At 67.2% G+C, this 14654-nt stretch carries 15 protein-coding genes; 8 read left to right on the top strand and 7 right to left on the bottom strand.

Annotation, left to right across the window (positions count from 1 at the left end; all coding sequences use genetic code 11):
- Positions 1-27: 27 nt before the first annotated feature.
- Entirely contained in the window at positions 28-450 is a 423-nt protein-coding gene (locus WEB52_01325; GenBank protein MEX2225070.1) for an RpiB/LacA/LacB family sugar-phosphate isomerase, read from the bottom strand.
- A gap of 220 nt (positions 451-670) precedes the next feature.
- On the opposite strand from WEB52_01325, the gene WEB52_01320 reads away from it, so the two are divergent.
- From WEB52_01320 to WEB52_01295, 6 genes are all read left to right on the top strand, one after another.
- Positions 671-2236, top strand: coding sequence for a long-chain-fatty-acid--CoA ligase (locus tag WEB52_01320; GenBank protein MEX2225069.1), 1566 nt, complete (start codon positions 671-673; stop codon positions 2234-2236).
- 43 nt (positions 2237-2279) lie between these two features.
- Positions 2280-3350, top strand: a complete 1071-nt coding sequence (gene wecB / locus WEB52_01315) for a UDP-N-acetylglucosamine 2-epimerase (non-hydrolyzing) (protein ID MEX2225068.1) — start codon at positions 2280-2282, stop codon at positions 3348-3350.
- Positions 3322-3903, top strand: a complete 582-nt coding sequence (locus tag WEB52_01310) for an acyltransferase (protein MEX2225067.1) — start codon at positions 3322-3324, stop codon at positions 3901-3903. The genes wecB and WEB52_01310 overlap by 29 nt, the downstream gene beginning before the upstream one ends.
- Positions 3900-5015 carry a DegT/DnrJ/EryC1/StrS family aminotransferase gene (locus tag WEB52_01305; protein MEX2225066.1) on the top strand — a complete coding sequence of 372 codons (1116 nt, stop codon included), beginning with the start codon at positions 3900-3902 and terminating at the stop codon, positions 5013-5015. Before WEB52_01310 ends, WEB52_01305 begins: the two co-directional genes overlap by 4 nt.
- A 205-nt stretch (positions 5016-5220) precedes the next feature.
- Entirely contained in the window at positions 5221-6285 is a 1065-nt protein-coding gene (locus WEB52_01300) for a Gfo/Idh/MocA family oxidoreductase (protein ID MEX2225065.1), read from the top strand.
- Entirely contained in the window at positions 6282-7541 is a 1260-nt protein-coding gene (locus tag WEB52_01295; GenBank protein MEX2225064.1) for a nucleotide sugar dehydrogenase, read from the top strand. The genes WEB52_01300 and WEB52_01295 overlap by 4 nt, the downstream gene beginning before the upstream one ends.
- A 140-nt stretch (positions 7542-7681) precedes the next feature.
- Here the strand turns inward: WEB52_01295 and WEB52_01290 are convergent, their stop codons facing one another.
- Positions 7682-8572: a hypothetical protein gene (locus tag WEB52_01290; protein ID MEX2225063.1), complete on the bottom strand. Its 891-nt coding sequence runs from the start codon at positions 8570-8572 to the stop codon at positions 7682-7684.
- A 336-nt stretch (positions 8573-8908) separates the two neighbouring features.
- Between WEB52_01290 and WEB52_01285 the strand changes: the two genes are divergently transcribed.
- Both WEB52_01285 and WEB52_01280 read left to right on the top strand, forming a co-directional pair.
- The gene (locus WEB52_01285) at positions 8909-9388 is read left to right on the top strand and encodes an FAD-dependent oxidoreductase (protein MEX2225062.1); all 480 of its coding nucleotides are present in this window, start codon (positions 8909-8911) and stop codon (positions 9386-9388) included.
- Positions 9357-10091: an FAD-dependent oxidoreductase gene (locus WEB52_01280; protein ID MEX2225061.1), complete on the top strand. Its 735-nt coding sequence runs from the start codon at positions 9357-9359 to the stop codon at positions 10089-10091. The genes WEB52_01285 and WEB52_01280 overlap by 32 nt, the downstream gene beginning before the upstream one ends.
- On the opposite strand, the gene WEB52_01275 is transcribed toward WEB52_01280, so the two are convergent.
- From WEB52_01275 to WEB52_01255, 5 genes are all read right to left on the bottom strand, one after another.
- Positions 10063-10719 (bottom strand): class I SAM-dependent methyltransferase, encoded by a 657-nt coding sequence (locus WEB52_01275; protein MEX2225060.1) that lies wholly within the window; start codon positions 10717-10719, stop codon positions 10063-10065. The two genes, WEB52_01280 and WEB52_01275, sit on opposite strands and share 29 nt — an antisense overlap.
- Positions 10720-10949: 230 nt before the next feature.
- Positions 10950-11498, bottom strand: a complete 549-nt coding sequence (locus WEB52_01270; protein ID MEX2225059.1) for a GNAT family protein — start codon at positions 11496-11498, stop codon at positions 10950-10952.
- A gap of 270 nt (positions 11499-11768) precedes the next feature.
- A complete protein-coding gene (locus WEB52_01265; GenBank protein MEX2225058.1) occupies positions 11769-12626 on the bottom strand; it encodes an ABC transporter permease in 858 nt (285 codons plus the stop codon).
- Positions 12619-13482: an ABC transporter ATP-binding protein gene (locus WEB52_01260; protein ID MEX2225057.1), complete on the bottom strand. Its 864-nt coding sequence runs from the start codon at positions 13480-13482 to the stop codon at positions 12619-12621. Before WEB52_01260 ends, WEB52_01265 begins: the two co-directional genes overlap by 8 nt.
- Before the next feature lie 438 nt (positions 13483-13920).
- The gene (locus WEB52_01255) at positions 13921-14547 is read right to left on the bottom strand and encodes a LysE family translocator (protein MEX2225056.1); all 627 of its coding nucleotides are present in this window, start codon (positions 14545-14547) and stop codon (positions 13921-13923) included.
- Between the last annotated feature and the right edge of the window lie 107 nt (positions 14548-14654).

Genomic DNA, 14654 nt, shown 5'->3' with positions numbered 1-14654 from the left:
GTCAGTCCATCAGTCGGTCAGAGGGAGCTACGACTCGATCCGGGCGATCTGTTCGCGCTCGCTGCCGTCGACCTCAGCTGACAGCCACGCGTCAATGATCTCACGAGCGACGATCGGCGTCGTGGTGCGGAGGGACATGCACAGCACGTTCGCATCGTTCCAGACGCGGGCGCCGCGCGCGGTCTCGGCGTCGCCGCAGAGCGCGGCGCGGATGCCGGGCGTCTTGTTCGCGGTCATCGACACGCCGGTGCCGGTCCAGCAGAACAGCACGCCCTGATCCGCGGCGCCTGAGGCGACCTTCTGCGCGACCGCGTGCGCGACATCTGCCCAGCCGGTCTGCTCGCCGGCCAACGGCCCGCACAGCTCGACGTCGTGGCCGCGCTCACGCAGCGCCACGACAACAGCGTCGGGCGCGGGGCCGGTGTCATCGCTGCCGATGCAGAACTTCATGCAGGGATCATAGCGGTAGGGTCGCCGGTCGTCAGGCGTCAGTCGTCGGTGGATGCGGAACGTATGGATCTCCACATCGAGTATGGCGCCGCCTGACTAAGCGCGGCCGACCAGCGACGGCGACCAGCGACCAGCGACCAGCAGGCCAGTTTCCCGCCCGTGTCCGATCGGCTAGATTGTCGGCCGAACCGGATGCCCGCGCATTTCGAGGGACGCACGCATGAACACGGCCGAATTCCTGCAGATCACGTCGATGGTCGTCCCCGACCGCACCGCGCTCGTCTGCGAGGGCAAGCGCGTGACGTACATGGACATGGCCGAGCGGGTGAACCGGCTCGCGAACTACCTCCTGGGGCTTGGCGCGGGGTCCGATAAGCCCGTGGGCATCATGGCGACGAACTGCATCGAATACGTGGAGACGTACTACGCCGCGGCGAAAGTCGGCGCGACGTTCGTGCCACTCAACTATCGCGCGAAGGACGAAGAGTTGACGTACATGATCAACGCGTCCGACGCAGGCGTGCTGTTGGTGGGCAGTCGCTACCTCGACCTGGTCGCACGGCTGCGTCCGACGCTGGAGCACGTCGAGCGGTTCGTCTGCTACGACCGCCTGGTCGAAGGCATGGACTTCTATCCGGACGTGCTGGCGGCGTCGAGCCCTGATGAGTTGTTCATCGAGGTCGACGAGGAACGGCCCACGGTGCTGATTTACACATCCGGCACGACGTCGGTGCCGAAGGGCGTCGCGCTCACGTACACGAACCTCTCGGTGTACGTGACGAACACGATGAACCCCGCCGATCCCGGCGAGGAGCCAGACGTGACGCTGCTCTCCGTGCCGATGTTCCACGTGGCGGGCGTGACGCCGCTGATGTCTTCGGTGTGGGGCGGGCGGACGCTTGTCATCCTGCCGCAGTTCGACCCGAAAGCGTGGCTCGAAGCCGTACACAACGAGAAGGTCACGCACAGCTTCGTCGTGCCGACGATGCTGAAGCGCATCATGGAGCACGAAGACTTCGCGAAGTACGACCTGTCGTCGCTTAAGCTCATCACGTACGGCGCGGCGCCGATGCCGTACGAAGTCGTCAGCAAGGCGGTTGACGCGTTCACGTGCGGCTTGATGAACGCCTACGGTCAGACGGAAAGCACGTCGACGATGACGTTCCTGGGGCCGGATGACCACCAGATCCCGAAGGAGCCGGGCGACGAACGCGACAAGAGGCTGCACCGGCTGCGTTCCGTGGGCCGCGGCATGGACGACGTGGTCATAGCCATCATGGACGAAGGGAACAACATCGTCGGGGCGGGCGCAGAAGGCGAGATCACCGTGATGGGGCCGCGCATCATGGCCGAGTACCACAAGCAGAAGGAAGCGACGGCGAGCGCCATCGTCGATGGCTGGCTGCACACGGGCGACGTCGGGTACCTGGACGACGAGGGATACCTGTTCATCACGGGACGCAAGAAGGACTTGATCATTCGCGGCGGCGAGAACATCTCGCCGGGCGAGATCGAGGCGACGCTCGACGAGCATCCGCAGATCGAAGAGTCGGCGATCATCGGCGTGCCCGATCCGGACTGGGGCGAAGTGATCAAGGCGATCATCGTGCCGAAGGGCGGCGCGAAGCCTGATCCCGAGGAGGTCGTCAGCTATGCGAAGGCGCGCCTGGCAAGCTACAAGGCGCCGACGTACTTCGCGTTCGTCGACGAGTTGCCGCGCAACCCGATGGGTAAGGTGCTGAAGACGGAACTGCGCAAGCGGTACGGCAAGCCGGGTAACGAATGATCCGCCGCGCACATCGCGGGGTTGAGATGCACGCCGCGCCCGCATGAAGATCCTGACCGTCGTCGGCGCGAGGCCGCAGTTCATCAAGGCCGCAGCGTTTTCGCGCGCCGTCCGCGAGCGTAACACCGAAGTGCTCGTCCACACCGGGCAACATTACGATGCCTCCATGTCCGACGTTTTCTTCGAGGAGTTGGCGCTGCCGACGCCCGACTATCACCTCGGCGTCGGTTCGGGCTCGCACGGCGCGCAGACGGGGCAGATGCTCGAACGCATCGAGGCCACGATCAAGCGCGAGTCGCCGGACCGCGTCGTGGTGTACGGCGATACGAACAGCACGCTGGCGGGCGCGCTCGCGGCGGCGAAGCTCAGCGTGCCGGTCGCGCACGTCGAAGCGGGATTGCGGAGCTTTGTGCGCGACATGCCCGAAGAGATCAATCGCCTCGTCGCCGACCGCATCTCGACGTATCTTTTCGCGCCGACGCAGACGGCGGTCGACAATCTCGCGCGCGAGGGCATGACGGAAGGTGTCACGCTCACGGGCGACATCATGTACGACGCGCTGCTGCAGCACGCCGAGACGGCGTCGCAGAAGTCACGCATTCTGAGTGAACTCGCGTTGACGCCGCGCGGCTACGTGCTGGCGACGGTGCACCGCGCGGCGAACACCGACGATCCGGCGAAGCTCGGAGAGATCATGGAGGCGCTGGCGCTGCTCCACGAGCCGGTCATATTGCCGATGCACCCGCGCACGCGGGCGGCGCTCATGGGCACGGACATCGAAGTCGAGCCGGGGGTGCGGATCATCGATCCCGTCGGATATCTCGACATGCTGGAGTTGCAGCGCAACGCGCGCGTGGTGCTCACCGACTCCGGCGGCGTGCAGAAGGAGGCGTACCTGCTCGCGGTGCCTTGCGTGACGCTTCGAGAGGAGACTGAGTGGATCGAGACGCTGGAAGGCGGCTGGAACGTCCTCGCCGGGGCGCAGGCCGAACGTATACTGGCAGCGGCGAGACGATCGCCTCCGCAAGGACGGCCGCCGCCCGTCTTCGGCGATGGGCACGCGGCGGCACGCATGGTGACGGCGCTTGAAGCAGGTAATCCACCGCACCGCTGACGTATCGAAGGACGCGCAGGTCGGCGACGACACGCGCATCTGGCACGAAGCGCAGGTGCGCGAAGGCGCGCGCATCGGGCGGGAGTGCACGTTGGGCAAGGGCGTGTACGTCGACCGGGACGTGATCATCGGCGACCGTTGCAAGATCCAGAACCGCGCGTCGGTCTTCCACGGCGTGACGCTCGAAGACGGCGTGTTCGTCGGCCCGCACGCGATCCTGGCGAACGACCGCTTTCCGCGCGCGATCAACACCGACGGCACCCTCAAGACCGACGACGACTGGATGATCGAGCCGTCACTGATCCGCGAGGGCGCCTCGATCGGCGCCGGGGCGATCGTGCTGCCGGGCGTGACCGTCGGCCAGTGGGCGATGATCGGCGCCGGCGCCGTCGTGACGGCGAACGTCGAGGACCACGCGATCATGCGCGGCAATCCGGCGCGGCTGGCAGGCTGGGTCTGCGTGTGCGGGAGGCCGCTGCGGATGTCCGAGACGAACATGTGGTTTTGCGACCCGTGCGACCGGCCGTACCACTTCGCGGACATCGCGTCGTGACGGCGGCGGCGGCGCTGACGATCCGGCTCGCGCAGCCGATCGTCGAGGACGACGAGAAGCGCGCGGTGATCGACGCGCTGGAGTCGAAGCAACTTGCGCAGGGGCCGCGCGTCGCGGCGTTCGAGGAAGCGTTTGCTGCGTACATCGGCGTCGAGCACGCGATAGCCGTGAACAGTGGCACGGCGGCATTGCACCTGGCACTGCTGGCGCACGGCATCGGTGCGGGGGATGAGGTGATCGTGCCGGCGTTCAGCTTCGCGGCAACGGCGAACGTCGTGCTGCACGCCGGGGCGCGGCCAGTGTTCGTCGACGTGCGAGAGGATGACCTTTGCATCGACCCGGGGCAGGTCGAAGTGGCGATCACGACGCGTACGAAGGCCGTGATGCCGGTACACCTGTACGGACAGCCATGCGAGATCGATGCGATGCGTGCGATCTGCGAGCGGCGTGGCATTGCCCTGATCGAAGACGCAGCGCAGGCGGTCGGCGCGTCGGTGGGCGGCAAGAAGTGCGGCGCGTTCGGCATAGCGGCGTTCAGCTTCTACGCGACGAAAAATCTGCAGACCGGCGAGGGTGGCATGATCACGACGAACGACGCCGCCGTCGCCGAGATGGCGCGCACGCTGCGGTCGCAGGGTGAGCGCACGCGCTACGTCACGGAGGAACTCGGCTTCAACTACCGCATGACGGAAATCGCCGCGGCGCTCGGGAAGGCGCAGTTGCGGAAGATCGACGCGCGAAACGAGCAGCGCCGTCGCAACGCCGCGCGGCTGACGGAGCTGCTGTCCGACGTCGATGCGATCGAGACGCCGCGCGAGCTGCCGGGGCGGCATCATGTGTATCACCAGTACACGGTCCGCGTGCGCGCCGGACGCGATGCGCGCGACCGGTTGCAGGCGGCGCTGCGGAACGAGGGCATCGAGTCGGCGGTGTTCTATCCGGCGCCGATCCACCAGCAGCCGCTGTACCGGCGTCTCGGCTACGGCGACGTGCGGATGCCGGTCGCCGAGCGGCTGTGCGATGAGGTGCTGTCGCTGCCGGTGCACCCGGGGTTGGCGGAGGGTGATCAGGAGCGGGTTGCCACGTCAGTCGCGCGCTCTATTCGATCGTGACGAGCCGCGCTTGCCGCCGGACGGCGGGCCTTTGCGATTCCGACCGTTCATACGGCGCTCGCCAGATAGTCCTCAAGTGTCGCCGCGAGGAGATCCTTCACGGCGCTTCGCTTGCTCAGGATGACGCGAAACAGGATTCGCTCGGAGACGACGGCGTTGTTCGCCGATTATCTGACCGGAGCGTCGCATCCACTAGAATTGGCGCATGACTGAACCGCTGCGGGCCGCCGTCATCGGGCTTGGTGCGATGGGCGCCAACCATGTGCGCGTGTACGGCGAGATGCCGGGCATCGAGCTGGTGGCGGTGGCGGACGTGGATGAGGGTCGGGTGGCCGCGGCCGCTGCGCAGCAGTCGCGGGCTGAAAGCCCGCGCCACGGTGCGCTCGCGGTCGCGGGGTACGACGACTACCGCCGCATGCTGGACGAGCAGCGCATCGACCTGCTGACGGTCGCCGTGCCGACGCGCGCGCACCTCGAAGTCGCGAGCGCGGCGATCGAGCGCGGGATCGCGACGCTGGTGGAAAAGCCGCTCGCTGCGACGATCGACGAGGGGCGGGAACTTCGCGACCTGGCGCGACGCGCGGGGGTGCTGCTCACGGTGGGGCACGTCGAGCGGTTCAATCCGGCAGTGTTCGAGCTGAAGCAGCGGCTGGCGGCGGGCGAGGCGGGGCGCATCTTCCAGGTACACGCGCGCCGCGTCGGGCCGTTTCCGCAACGCGTGCGCGACGTCGGCGTGGCACTTGACCTGGCGCCGCACGACATCGACGTGATGCGCTTCCTGCTCGACAGCGACATCGTGCGCGTACACGCCGAGACAGAGCAGCGCATCAACACGGAGCACGAAGACATGCTGCTCGGCATGCTGCGCTTCGCGAACGGCGTCGTCGGCGTGCTCGACGTCAACTGGCTGACGCCGACGAAGATCCGCGAACTGTCGGTGCTCGGCGAGCGCGGGATGTTCGTCGTCGACTACCTGGCGCGCAGCCTCACGTTCTACGAGAACGACCATCACCAACACGAGGAGCCGGCGGGCTGGGCGGCGCGCCACACGAAGGGCGTCAGCGAAGGGCCCGTGCGCGCGATCGCGGTCGAGAAGCGCGAGCCGCTGCGCGTCGAGCTGGAGGCGTTCGCCGCGGCGGTGCGCGCCGGCGGTCCGCCGCCCGTCTCGCCGGATGACGCCATCGCCGCGATGCGGGCGGCCGAGGCGCTGGTCCGCGCCGGCGACACCGGCGAAGACGTCGTGCTGCCGCTGCGGGCGGCGCCCGCGTGAACGTCTGTGTCGTCGGGCTGGGCAAAATCGGCATGCCGCTGGCGGTGCAGTTCGCGTCGAAAGGCGCACAGGTTGCAGGCTATGACATCGACGCGGCGCGCGTTGCGGCGATCAACGACGGTCGCAACCCGCTTGAGGGCGAGCCCGGACTCGCGGAGGCGATCCCGCGCTTCGTTGTGAGCGGTACGCTCCGCGCGACGTGCGACGCGCGTGACGCGGCCGCCAGCGCCGATACCATCATCTTCATCGTGCCGGTCGATATCGATGAAACGCAGCGGCCGGACTTCGCGCTGCTCGACGCGGCAGTCGAGGCGGTGGGCCCGCACGTGCGGCGCGGCGCGCTGGTCATCGTCGAGACGACGGTGCCGGTCGGCACGACGCGTTATCGCGTCGCCGCGAGGATCATCGAACAGAGCGGCATGACGCCGCCGGGCGACTTCGCCGTCGCGTTCAGCCCCGAGCGCGTCTCGTCCGGCAGCGTGTTACGCGACCTGGCGACGTACCCGAAGGTCGTCGGCGGCATCGACGAGCGCAGCACGGCGCTTGCCGCACAGTTCTACGAGAAGATGCTCGACGCGCCGGTGATGCAAGTGCGCGACGCAGAGACGGCGGAGTTTTCCAAGCTCGCCGAGACGACGTACCGTGACGTGAACATTGCGCTGGCGAACGAGTTCGCGCGCATGGCGGACCGCCTCGGCGTCGATGCGTTGCAGGCGATCGAAGCGGCGAACTCGCAGCCGTACTCGCACATCCACCAACCGGGCGTCGGCGTGGGCGGGCACTGCATACCGGTCTACCCGCACTTCCTCGGCGCCGGCGACAGCGACCTCATCGACACTGGCCGTCGGATCAACGACGGCATGGCGGGTTACGGCGTCGAGCGGCTCAAGCAGGCGCTGGGCACGCTTGACGGGGCGACAGTCATCGTGCTGGGGTTCGCGTACCGGGCAAACGTGAAGGAGTCGCGGCACTCGAGCGCGTACGGGCTCGTGCAGGCGCTCGCCGACGCCGGCGCGAAGGCGTACGTACACGACCCCTTCTTTACAGCCGACGAACTGCGCGCAGCCGGCGTCGAACCGCCGCCCGCCTTCCCGGCCGCTTGCGATGCGCTGGTCGTCCAGGCGTGGCACGACGCGTACGCCTCGCTCGACCTGCGTGCGTTCCCCGGCCTTCGCGCGGTGCTCGATGGGCGCGGCGCGCTCACGCCGGAGGCAGTTGCCGCGGCCGGCGTCGCGTACGTCGGCATCGGCCGGTAACGCCGGCCCTACTTAGACGCACGTACCCGACGGGCGGGAGCGGGCACCAGGCTTGCGCACCATGGATTACTCGGGTTGAAGCCCGGCGACCGCGGGACGCGTCACCGCGGGCAAACCCCCGGCGTCAGGGAGCGGCACCGTCAGGCTTGCGGCTCCGAAGCCTCATCGTCCTCGTCCACCAATCCCTCGAAGGTGAACGTGACGTCGATGACTTCGAGGCCGGCGCTGCGCAACTCGCGCCGGAGCCTCGCCGCATCCCCTTCGGACGAAGCGTAGAAGACCAGCGCCCCGCCGCCACCGGCGCCGCACGCCTTCCCCGACGAGGCGCCAGACTTCATGGCCAGCGCGAAGATCGATTCGACGGTGTCATTGGTGATGCTGGCGTGGAGGCGCTTTTGCTGGGTCCAGTTCTCCGACATGACGTGCCGCACGCCGCCGAAGTCCGCGCTGACGAGCGCATCGCGCATGGCGCGGGCGTACTGTTTGAGGGCGAGCAGGGCGCCCGTGACGTCGTCGTCGTGGCGGGCGTACGCGCTCCAGACCGCCTCGTGGATCTGGCCGGAGAGGCGGGAGACGCCGCTATCGACGAGTACGAGCCGGCTTTCGAGCCCGCGCAGCAGCGGCTCGGCGAGTTCCAGGCGCTCGATGTGCACCGGGCCGCTTGCGGCCGACGGCCGGCGAAACGCCATGAAGCTCAACCCGCCGTAGCAGGCGGCGTACTGATCCTGCCGCCCGCCGATGACGCCGGCGGCGCGTTCGGCGTGGAAGGCGCCCTCTGCGATGTCGTCCAGGTCAGCGTCGGGGTGGCGGAGCGCTTCGGCGAGCACGAGTTCGCACGCCGAGGAGCCGAGGCCGCCGGCTTGCACGTCGTGCCGGTAGTCCAGCGGACCTGCATCGTCGAGCGTGCCGCGCACGAACTTATCGAGGGTCACGTTGACGACGGCGCCGCCCTCGGCATCGGCGAATTCAGGGACGTCGGTCCAACCGCCGGCAAGGTCGATCCGCAGTGGTGCGCGTGCGCGTTTCGCCATACAGGGATTGTTGCGCAGGCCCGAGACTGCGTCGATTGACATCGTCAGGGTCGCCACGGCGAGCTTGACGGCGATTGCCTCCATCGGACGGCGGGCGATGCTTTTGTCATGGTGCGCACATGTTGGTGCATGCCGCCTTCACTTGGGCTTGAGAAGGTCACCCGCCCTGTGACATGAGGAGTGATTGTCAGCCGCGAATGCGGCGCCGGGAGATCGTGTGGGGGCGCACAAATACATCGTTCTTGGCGGCGGCATGGTGGCCGGCTACGCCGCCAGGGAGTTGGCCGGCAACGGACTCGCCGCCGGCGAACTGGCCATCGTCTCCGCCGATCGTTTTTGCCGTACGAACGTCCACCGCTCTCCAAGGGCCTGCTCGCCGGGCGCGAGCAAGCGTCCGACATCTTGATCAACGACGAAGCGTTCTACGCTGAACAGGGCATCACCACGATGCTCGACACGCCCGTCGTGCGCGTCGATTTCGACGCGCGCACGTTGCACGTCGAACGCGGCGAGCCACTCACGTATGAGACGCTGATCATCGCCACCGGCGCACGGCCGCGCACGTTCGACATTCCCGGCGCCCACGCCGACGGCGTGTACTACCTTCGCACGATCGGTGACGCGCGCGCGATCCGGGAAGCCGCGAGCGTGGCGAAGCGCGCGGTCACGATCGGCGGCGGCTTCATCTCGATGGAATTCGCTTCGGTGCTGGCATCACAGGGCGTCGACACGACGATGGTGTTCCCGGAAGAGCGCGTATGGGCGAGGTTGTTTCACGCCCGAGATCTCCGCGTATTTCGAGCGCTATTACCGTGAACGAGGCGTCGGCACATTGTCCGGGCAGCAGGTCACGCGCATCGATGGCGATGCGCGGGCGAACGCGGTGGTGACGGCGGCCGGCGACCGCATCGAAGCTGAACTCATTGTTGCGGGCATCGGCATCGAGCCGAACGTCGCGTTGTTCGAGGACACGGCGCTGCACGTCGATCGCGGCATCATCGTCAACGAGTGCCTCGAGACCAACCTCAACGGCGTCTATGCCGGCGGCGATGTCGTGCGCTATCGCGACCTGCTGTTCGGCACGACGCGCCGCGCCGACCACTGGGACAACGCCGTGGAGCAGGGGAAGCACATTGCGCTTCAACTCGCGGGCGACCGGCAGCCGTTCATCCACGTGCCGTACTTCTTCTCCGACGTGTTCGACCTGTCGTACGAGTACTGGGGCGATGCGGCCGGCGCGACGTCGGTGATCTATCGCGGCGACGTCGGGAGCAGCGCGACCTTTGCGAGTACCGGCATCGGCGTCTTCGGGAGCGATGTGGGGATCGAGCCTGACGGCTTGCGGGTGGCGTCCTGGCCATCGGACGTGGGCGACGCGGCTTGCTGGCGGTCCGATCCGCAGGCAGCGAGCAGCGTGGCTGCGACGAGTGCCAGGCCGCAGGCGGCGATTCGGGCCGTCACGGACGCCGAGACGCGCTTCATGTGTCTCATTATGGGGCAGCGGTGCGCTTGCGGATGAGCGTGACGCCGTCTCGGACGGTGAGCATCACACATGTTACGCGGCTGTCGGCGCGGACGTGGTCGTTGAACGCGACGATGGCGTGGTCGTCGCGCTCTTTCGGGTCGAGGACGTTGCCGCTCCAGAGCACGTTATCGACAACGATCGTGCCGTTGGCGGCGAGCAGCGGCAGCGAGGCCTCGTAGTAGTTCGTGTAGTTGCCCTTGTCTGCATCGATGAAGATCAAGTCGAACGACGCAGGCTCGAGCGTCTTCATAGTGTCGAGCGCGGGCCCTTCGCGGACGTCGATCTTGTGGCGGTGCGGGCTGCGGACGAAGAAGCGCCTGGCGATCTCGATGTGCCGGGGCTCGATATCGCAGGTGATGATCCGACCGTCGTCGGGGAGGGCGGCGGCCATCATCTGGGCGGAGAACCCGGTGAACATGCCTATCTCGAGCACGCGGAGGGCGCCGCTCATCGCGACGAGCATTTGCAGCAGGGTGCCTTCGACGTCGCCGCACAGCATGGTGGCGCGGTCGGGGAGTTCGCGCTGCGTCGTCTCGACCAGCTCCTGCAACAGCGGCGGCAGGGGCGTCGTATGGGCGGCGGCGTAGGCTTCGATCTGCGCGGGGACGATGGTGATGGGCATGGGGCCTCCTTGTGGCGGATCGTAGCACTGGAGGCTGGAGGCTGGAGGCTGGAGGCTGGAGGCTGGAGGCTGGTCGCTGGTCGCTGGTCGCTGGTCGCTATCGCGATGGCATTGGTTGCCATTCTTCGCGGAGGACGCCGAAGAGGAGGGTGTCCCAGTTGGTTGTTGGTACCTGGTCGCTGGTTGCTGGTGGGGTTTGGTCGCAGCTGGGAGAGATGGTCTTGGCGGCGCTAACGCGATGCTGCTTGCCATTCTTCGCGGAGGACGCCGAAGAGGAGGGTGTCCCAGTAGCGGTCCTTGAAGTGCTCGTTTAGGCGCAGGCGGCCTTCGGGGCGCAGGCCGGCTTTTTCGAGGACGCGCGCCGATGCGACGTTGTCGGCGATGCACCACGAGGACACGCGGTGCATCTTCAACTCTTCGAAGCCGTAGGCGACCATCGCGCGCGCGGCTTCGGTGGCGTAGCCGCGGCCCCAGTGCGCCGGGCTCAGTTCGTAGCCGATGTCCGCCTCGAAGTCCTTGCCGTCCTTGCGACGGATGCCGCAGTTGCCGATGAGCGCGTCGTCGCCGGGCAGCGTGATCGCGAGCTGGAACTTGCGCCGCGGCTGCTGGTGCTGGAGATCGGCGAGCATCTTCACGAACGCGCGCACGTCGTCCTCGCTGCGGTCTTCGGTCCAGGCGTAATAGCGCAGGTATTGGGGGTCGCGCTGGTAGGCGAGCACGGCCGGCCAGTCGTCGAGGGTGATCTCACGGAGGATGAGGCGGTCTGTTCTTATCTGCATGGCCGCTTTTTCCTAGCGCTGGAGGCTGGAGGCGTGTCGATGCGGCGGTGCGTTTCATGACGGGATCCTTCGCGTGCGCTCAGGATGACGGTCGCGTTCGCTCAGGTCGTTGACCGCCGGTAGTGGTGTGTTCGATCGTCGACATGTTATGCCGGCGTAGGGGCGCACAGCTGTGCGCCCCTACCGTGCGAAGTTGCGATCATCAACGTTGCACATCCCTGCAACCGGTCACCCGCGACCAACGGACCAGCGACCAGCCGACCAGATCATCTATCCCTGCCGCTTCAGCTTTCCCGTCTTCTTGGCCCAACGCTCTGCTACGGCGAAGACCATCATGCCGCCGGGGATCAGCACGATGCCGAACACCGCCAGCGCCAGCAGTTCGCGCCAGATCTCCGTGACGCCTTCGCCGCCGATGATCGCGCCGCGCATGCCATCGAGGATGTACGTGGCGGGCGAGACGTACGAGAAGATCTGCAGCCACGGCGGCAGCACGTCGACCTCGTAGTAGACGCCCGATACGAGCAGGACGATCGCCTGCACCATGAACGACATCTGCGCGCCCCGCTCCGGGTAGAGCAACGGCAGCACGCCGGCGAGGATCGCCAACCCCGCGATGGGGAAGCTGCCGATGACCAGCACGAGCGCCGCGGCGAACCAGTCCGACTGGCCGAGGTCGACGCTGAAGAACGGCACGGCGATCGCGAAGATCAGCAGCGTGCGGACCGTCGCGTGCATGACGCCGAAGAGCGACATGCCGATCAGGTGCACGGCACGCTGCACCGGCGCCATCAGCGTGTGCTCGATCGTGCCTTCCCAGCGCTCCCACGTGACGACGAGGCTGATGTCATCGAGCACGGCCGAGAGATACGCCCAGACGAGTGTGCCGATGAGCAGGAAGAGCACGAGGTAGCGCACGTCGGCCTCGCTGGCGATGCCCTGCTGGCCGGCCTGCTCGGCGATGAACGTGATCGCGAGCGTGTTGACGACGCCGTAGACGAGCCAGACGAGTTCCCACGCCCAGTAGCGCTTCCACAGGTTGGTCTGGCGTTCGACGAATGCCCATGCCAGGGTTGCGCGCCCCGGCATGAGCGGGCTATTCACTTCGGCTGCGTTGATGCTAGCCATGTACCAGCTCCTCCTCCGGGACTTCGTCCTCGGACAGGTCGCGACCGGTCAGTTCCATGAAGACGGTCTCCATGTTGATCTCATCCATCGGCCGGCCGCGCGCGACCGTCTGGCGCAGTTCGTACGGCGTGCCCTCGGCGACGATCTTGCCGCCTGCGAGGAACGAGATGCGGTCGCAGAGCAGCTCTGCCTCCTCCATGTCGTGCGTCGTGAGCAGGATCGTCGCGTCGTGCTCGCGCTGCACCTCGCGGATGAAGCCCTGGACGTCGCGCTTGCTGCGCGGGTCGAGGCCGGTCGTCGGCTCGTCGAGCAGCATCAGCACGGGCGATGTCAGGAACGACCGCGCGACGGCGACCTTCTGCTGCTGGCCGCGCGACAGGTGGCTCATCGGTTCGAAGGCGCGCTGCAATTCGAAGCCGAGTCGCTTCAGGATCGCCGGCGTCTTGCGCTTCACGTCGCCCGGCGTCAATCCGTACACGCGGCCGAAGAACAGCAGGTTCTCCATGGCCGTCATGTTGCGGAAGAACGAAGGGTCGGCGGACACGCGGTTGATCAGCGGCCGCACGCGCATCGGCTCCTTGACGACGTCGTGGCCGAAAATGTGCACATCGCCGCCGTCCGGCAGGAGCAGCGTGCTGATCATACGGATCAGCGTCGACTTGCCGGAGCCGTTGGCGCCGATGACGCCGAAGATCTCGCCGCGGCGGATCTCGAACGACACCTCGTCGACGACGCGACGCGGCTCGTGCCCGTTCTTTTCGTTGGTGCGCCACGGCAGCAGCTTCGTGAAGTCGAAGCCGCCGCCGAACGACTTCACGACGCCGCGCACGCTCAGCGGCACATCGTGTCTTTCCATGTCGATACTCCTCACTTCCATCCTGACCTCACCCCCGGCCCCTCTCCGTCAAGCGGAGAGGGGAGCGTCCTTCGGCGGGGATCAAAAAACCCACTACGCATATCCGTAGTGGGTGGAACGGGTCTGCCCCCTCGGCGCGCTACGTCTCGCGTTTTGCGCCGGGCGCACTCATCCCACCCATGTTCGGGTCACCGCCGGAGGGAAGGCGCTCGATGCGGAGAGCGCGCTCCGTGCGGATAGCGATAGCCGTGACTCCCTGGTTATTCATCTGGATGTCCGCCGCGCCTCCGATTAGTGCTGGAAACTTCGGGCATAGTATGCCGGCGAAAATACGGTGTCAACTGACGGCGGCTGTCAGGGGTAGCGGTCAGCTGTCAGCTATCAGCAAGGCCGTGCCGATCTGTATGCGGGACGGCATAGGCGTCGAAGGGCTACGGTCTAGCGCTGCGGGGTGGCGGCGAGGCCGGCGCCGGCGGCCACGAGGAGGCCGCCCGAGGCGCGATTCGCGAACAGAGAGAAGCGCGGGCGTCGCAGGAGCGAACGCGCCCTGCCGGCGAGGGTGCCATAGGCGACCAGCACGATGCCTTCCACGACCATCGAGCTGACGCCGAGGATCGCGATCTGGATCGCCGCGGCGCTGCCGGGGTCGACGAACTGGGGCACGAGCGCGGTGAAGTAGAGCAGGCCCTTCGGGTTCGCGAACTGCATCGCGGCGCCGTTGATCATGGTGCGGCGAAATCGCACGGGCGGCGCGTTCGATGCATCGGCGAGCATCGACTCACGCGCGCGCAGGATCATCGTGACGCCGAGAAGGACCAGGTATGCGGCGCCCAGCCACTTCACCACCGTGAACGCCTCGAACGAAGCGAGCAGTACTGCGGACAGGCCCATCGCCGAGAGCGTGAAGTAGACGGCATTCGCGCTGAGGACGCCGGTCGTCGCGGCGACGGCGCGGTCTGCGCCGCCGCGCACGCCCTGGGACAGCACGAAGAGCACGGCCGGCCCCGGCGTCAGCGCCACGACGACCTCCGTCGCGACGAACAGCAGCCACGTCTCGATGGTCATGCGGGGAGCGTAGCGGGGTGGCGTTAAGGGCGGGTTACGGGGGGGGGTCGTAGGGAGGTCGGAGCAACTGTCTTGCTCACGCAGCCACCCCGAGGTAGGAGGCGTCC

This window comes from Dehalococcoidia bacterium (genome assembly GCA_040902535.1).
Taxonomy (GTDB): domain Bacteria; phylum Chloroflexota; class Dehalococcoidia; order DSTF01; family JACRBR01; genus JBBDXD01.
The sequence above is the reverse complement of the archived record's forward strand: the minus strand, read 5'-3'. Positions and strand labels throughout refer to the sequence as shown.

Excerpts from the sequence above, each read along its gene's own strand:
- WEB52_01320 (MEX2225069.1), top strand. The coding sequence starts at position 671 with ATGAACACGGCCGAATTCCTGCAGATCACGTCGATGGTCGTCCCCGAC.
- WEB52_01265 (MEX2225058.1), bottom strand. The coding sequence starts at position 12,626 with ATGGCTAGCATCAACGCAGCCGAAGTGAATAGCCCGCTCATGCCGGGG.
- WEB52_01255 (MEX2225056.1), bottom strand. The coding sequence starts at position 14,547 with ATGACCATCGAGACGTGGCTGCTGTTCGTCGCGACGGAGGTCGTCGTG.
- WEB52_01260 (MEX2225057.1), bottom strand. The coding sequence starts at position 13,482 with ATGGAAAGACACGATGTGCCGCTGAGCGTGCGCGGCGTCGTGAAGTCG.
- WEB52_01325 (MEX2225070.1), bottom strand. The coding sequence starts at position 450 with ATGAAGTTCTGCATCGGCAGCGATGACACCGGCCCCGCGCCCGACGCT.
- WEB52_01290 (MEX2225063.1), bottom strand. The coding sequence starts at position 8,572 with ATGGCGAAACGCGCACGCGCACCACTGCGGATCGACCTTGCCGGCGGT.
- WEB52_01275 (MEX2225060.1), bottom strand. The coding sequence starts at position 10,719 with ATGCCCATCACCATCGTCCCCGCGCAGATCGAAGCCTACGCCGCCGCC.
- WEB52_01270 (MEX2225059.1), bottom strand. The coding sequence starts at position 11,498 with ATGCAGATAAGAACAGACCGCCTCATCCTCCGTGAGATCACCCTCGAC.
- WEB52_01300 (MEX2225065.1), top strand. The coding sequence starts at position 5,221 with ATGACTGAACCGCTGCGGGCCGCCGTCATCGGGCTTGGTGCGATGGGC.
- wecB (MEX2225068.1), top strand. The coding sequence starts at position 2,280 with ATGAAGATCCTGACCGTCGTCGGCGCGAGGCCGCAGTTCATCAAGGCC.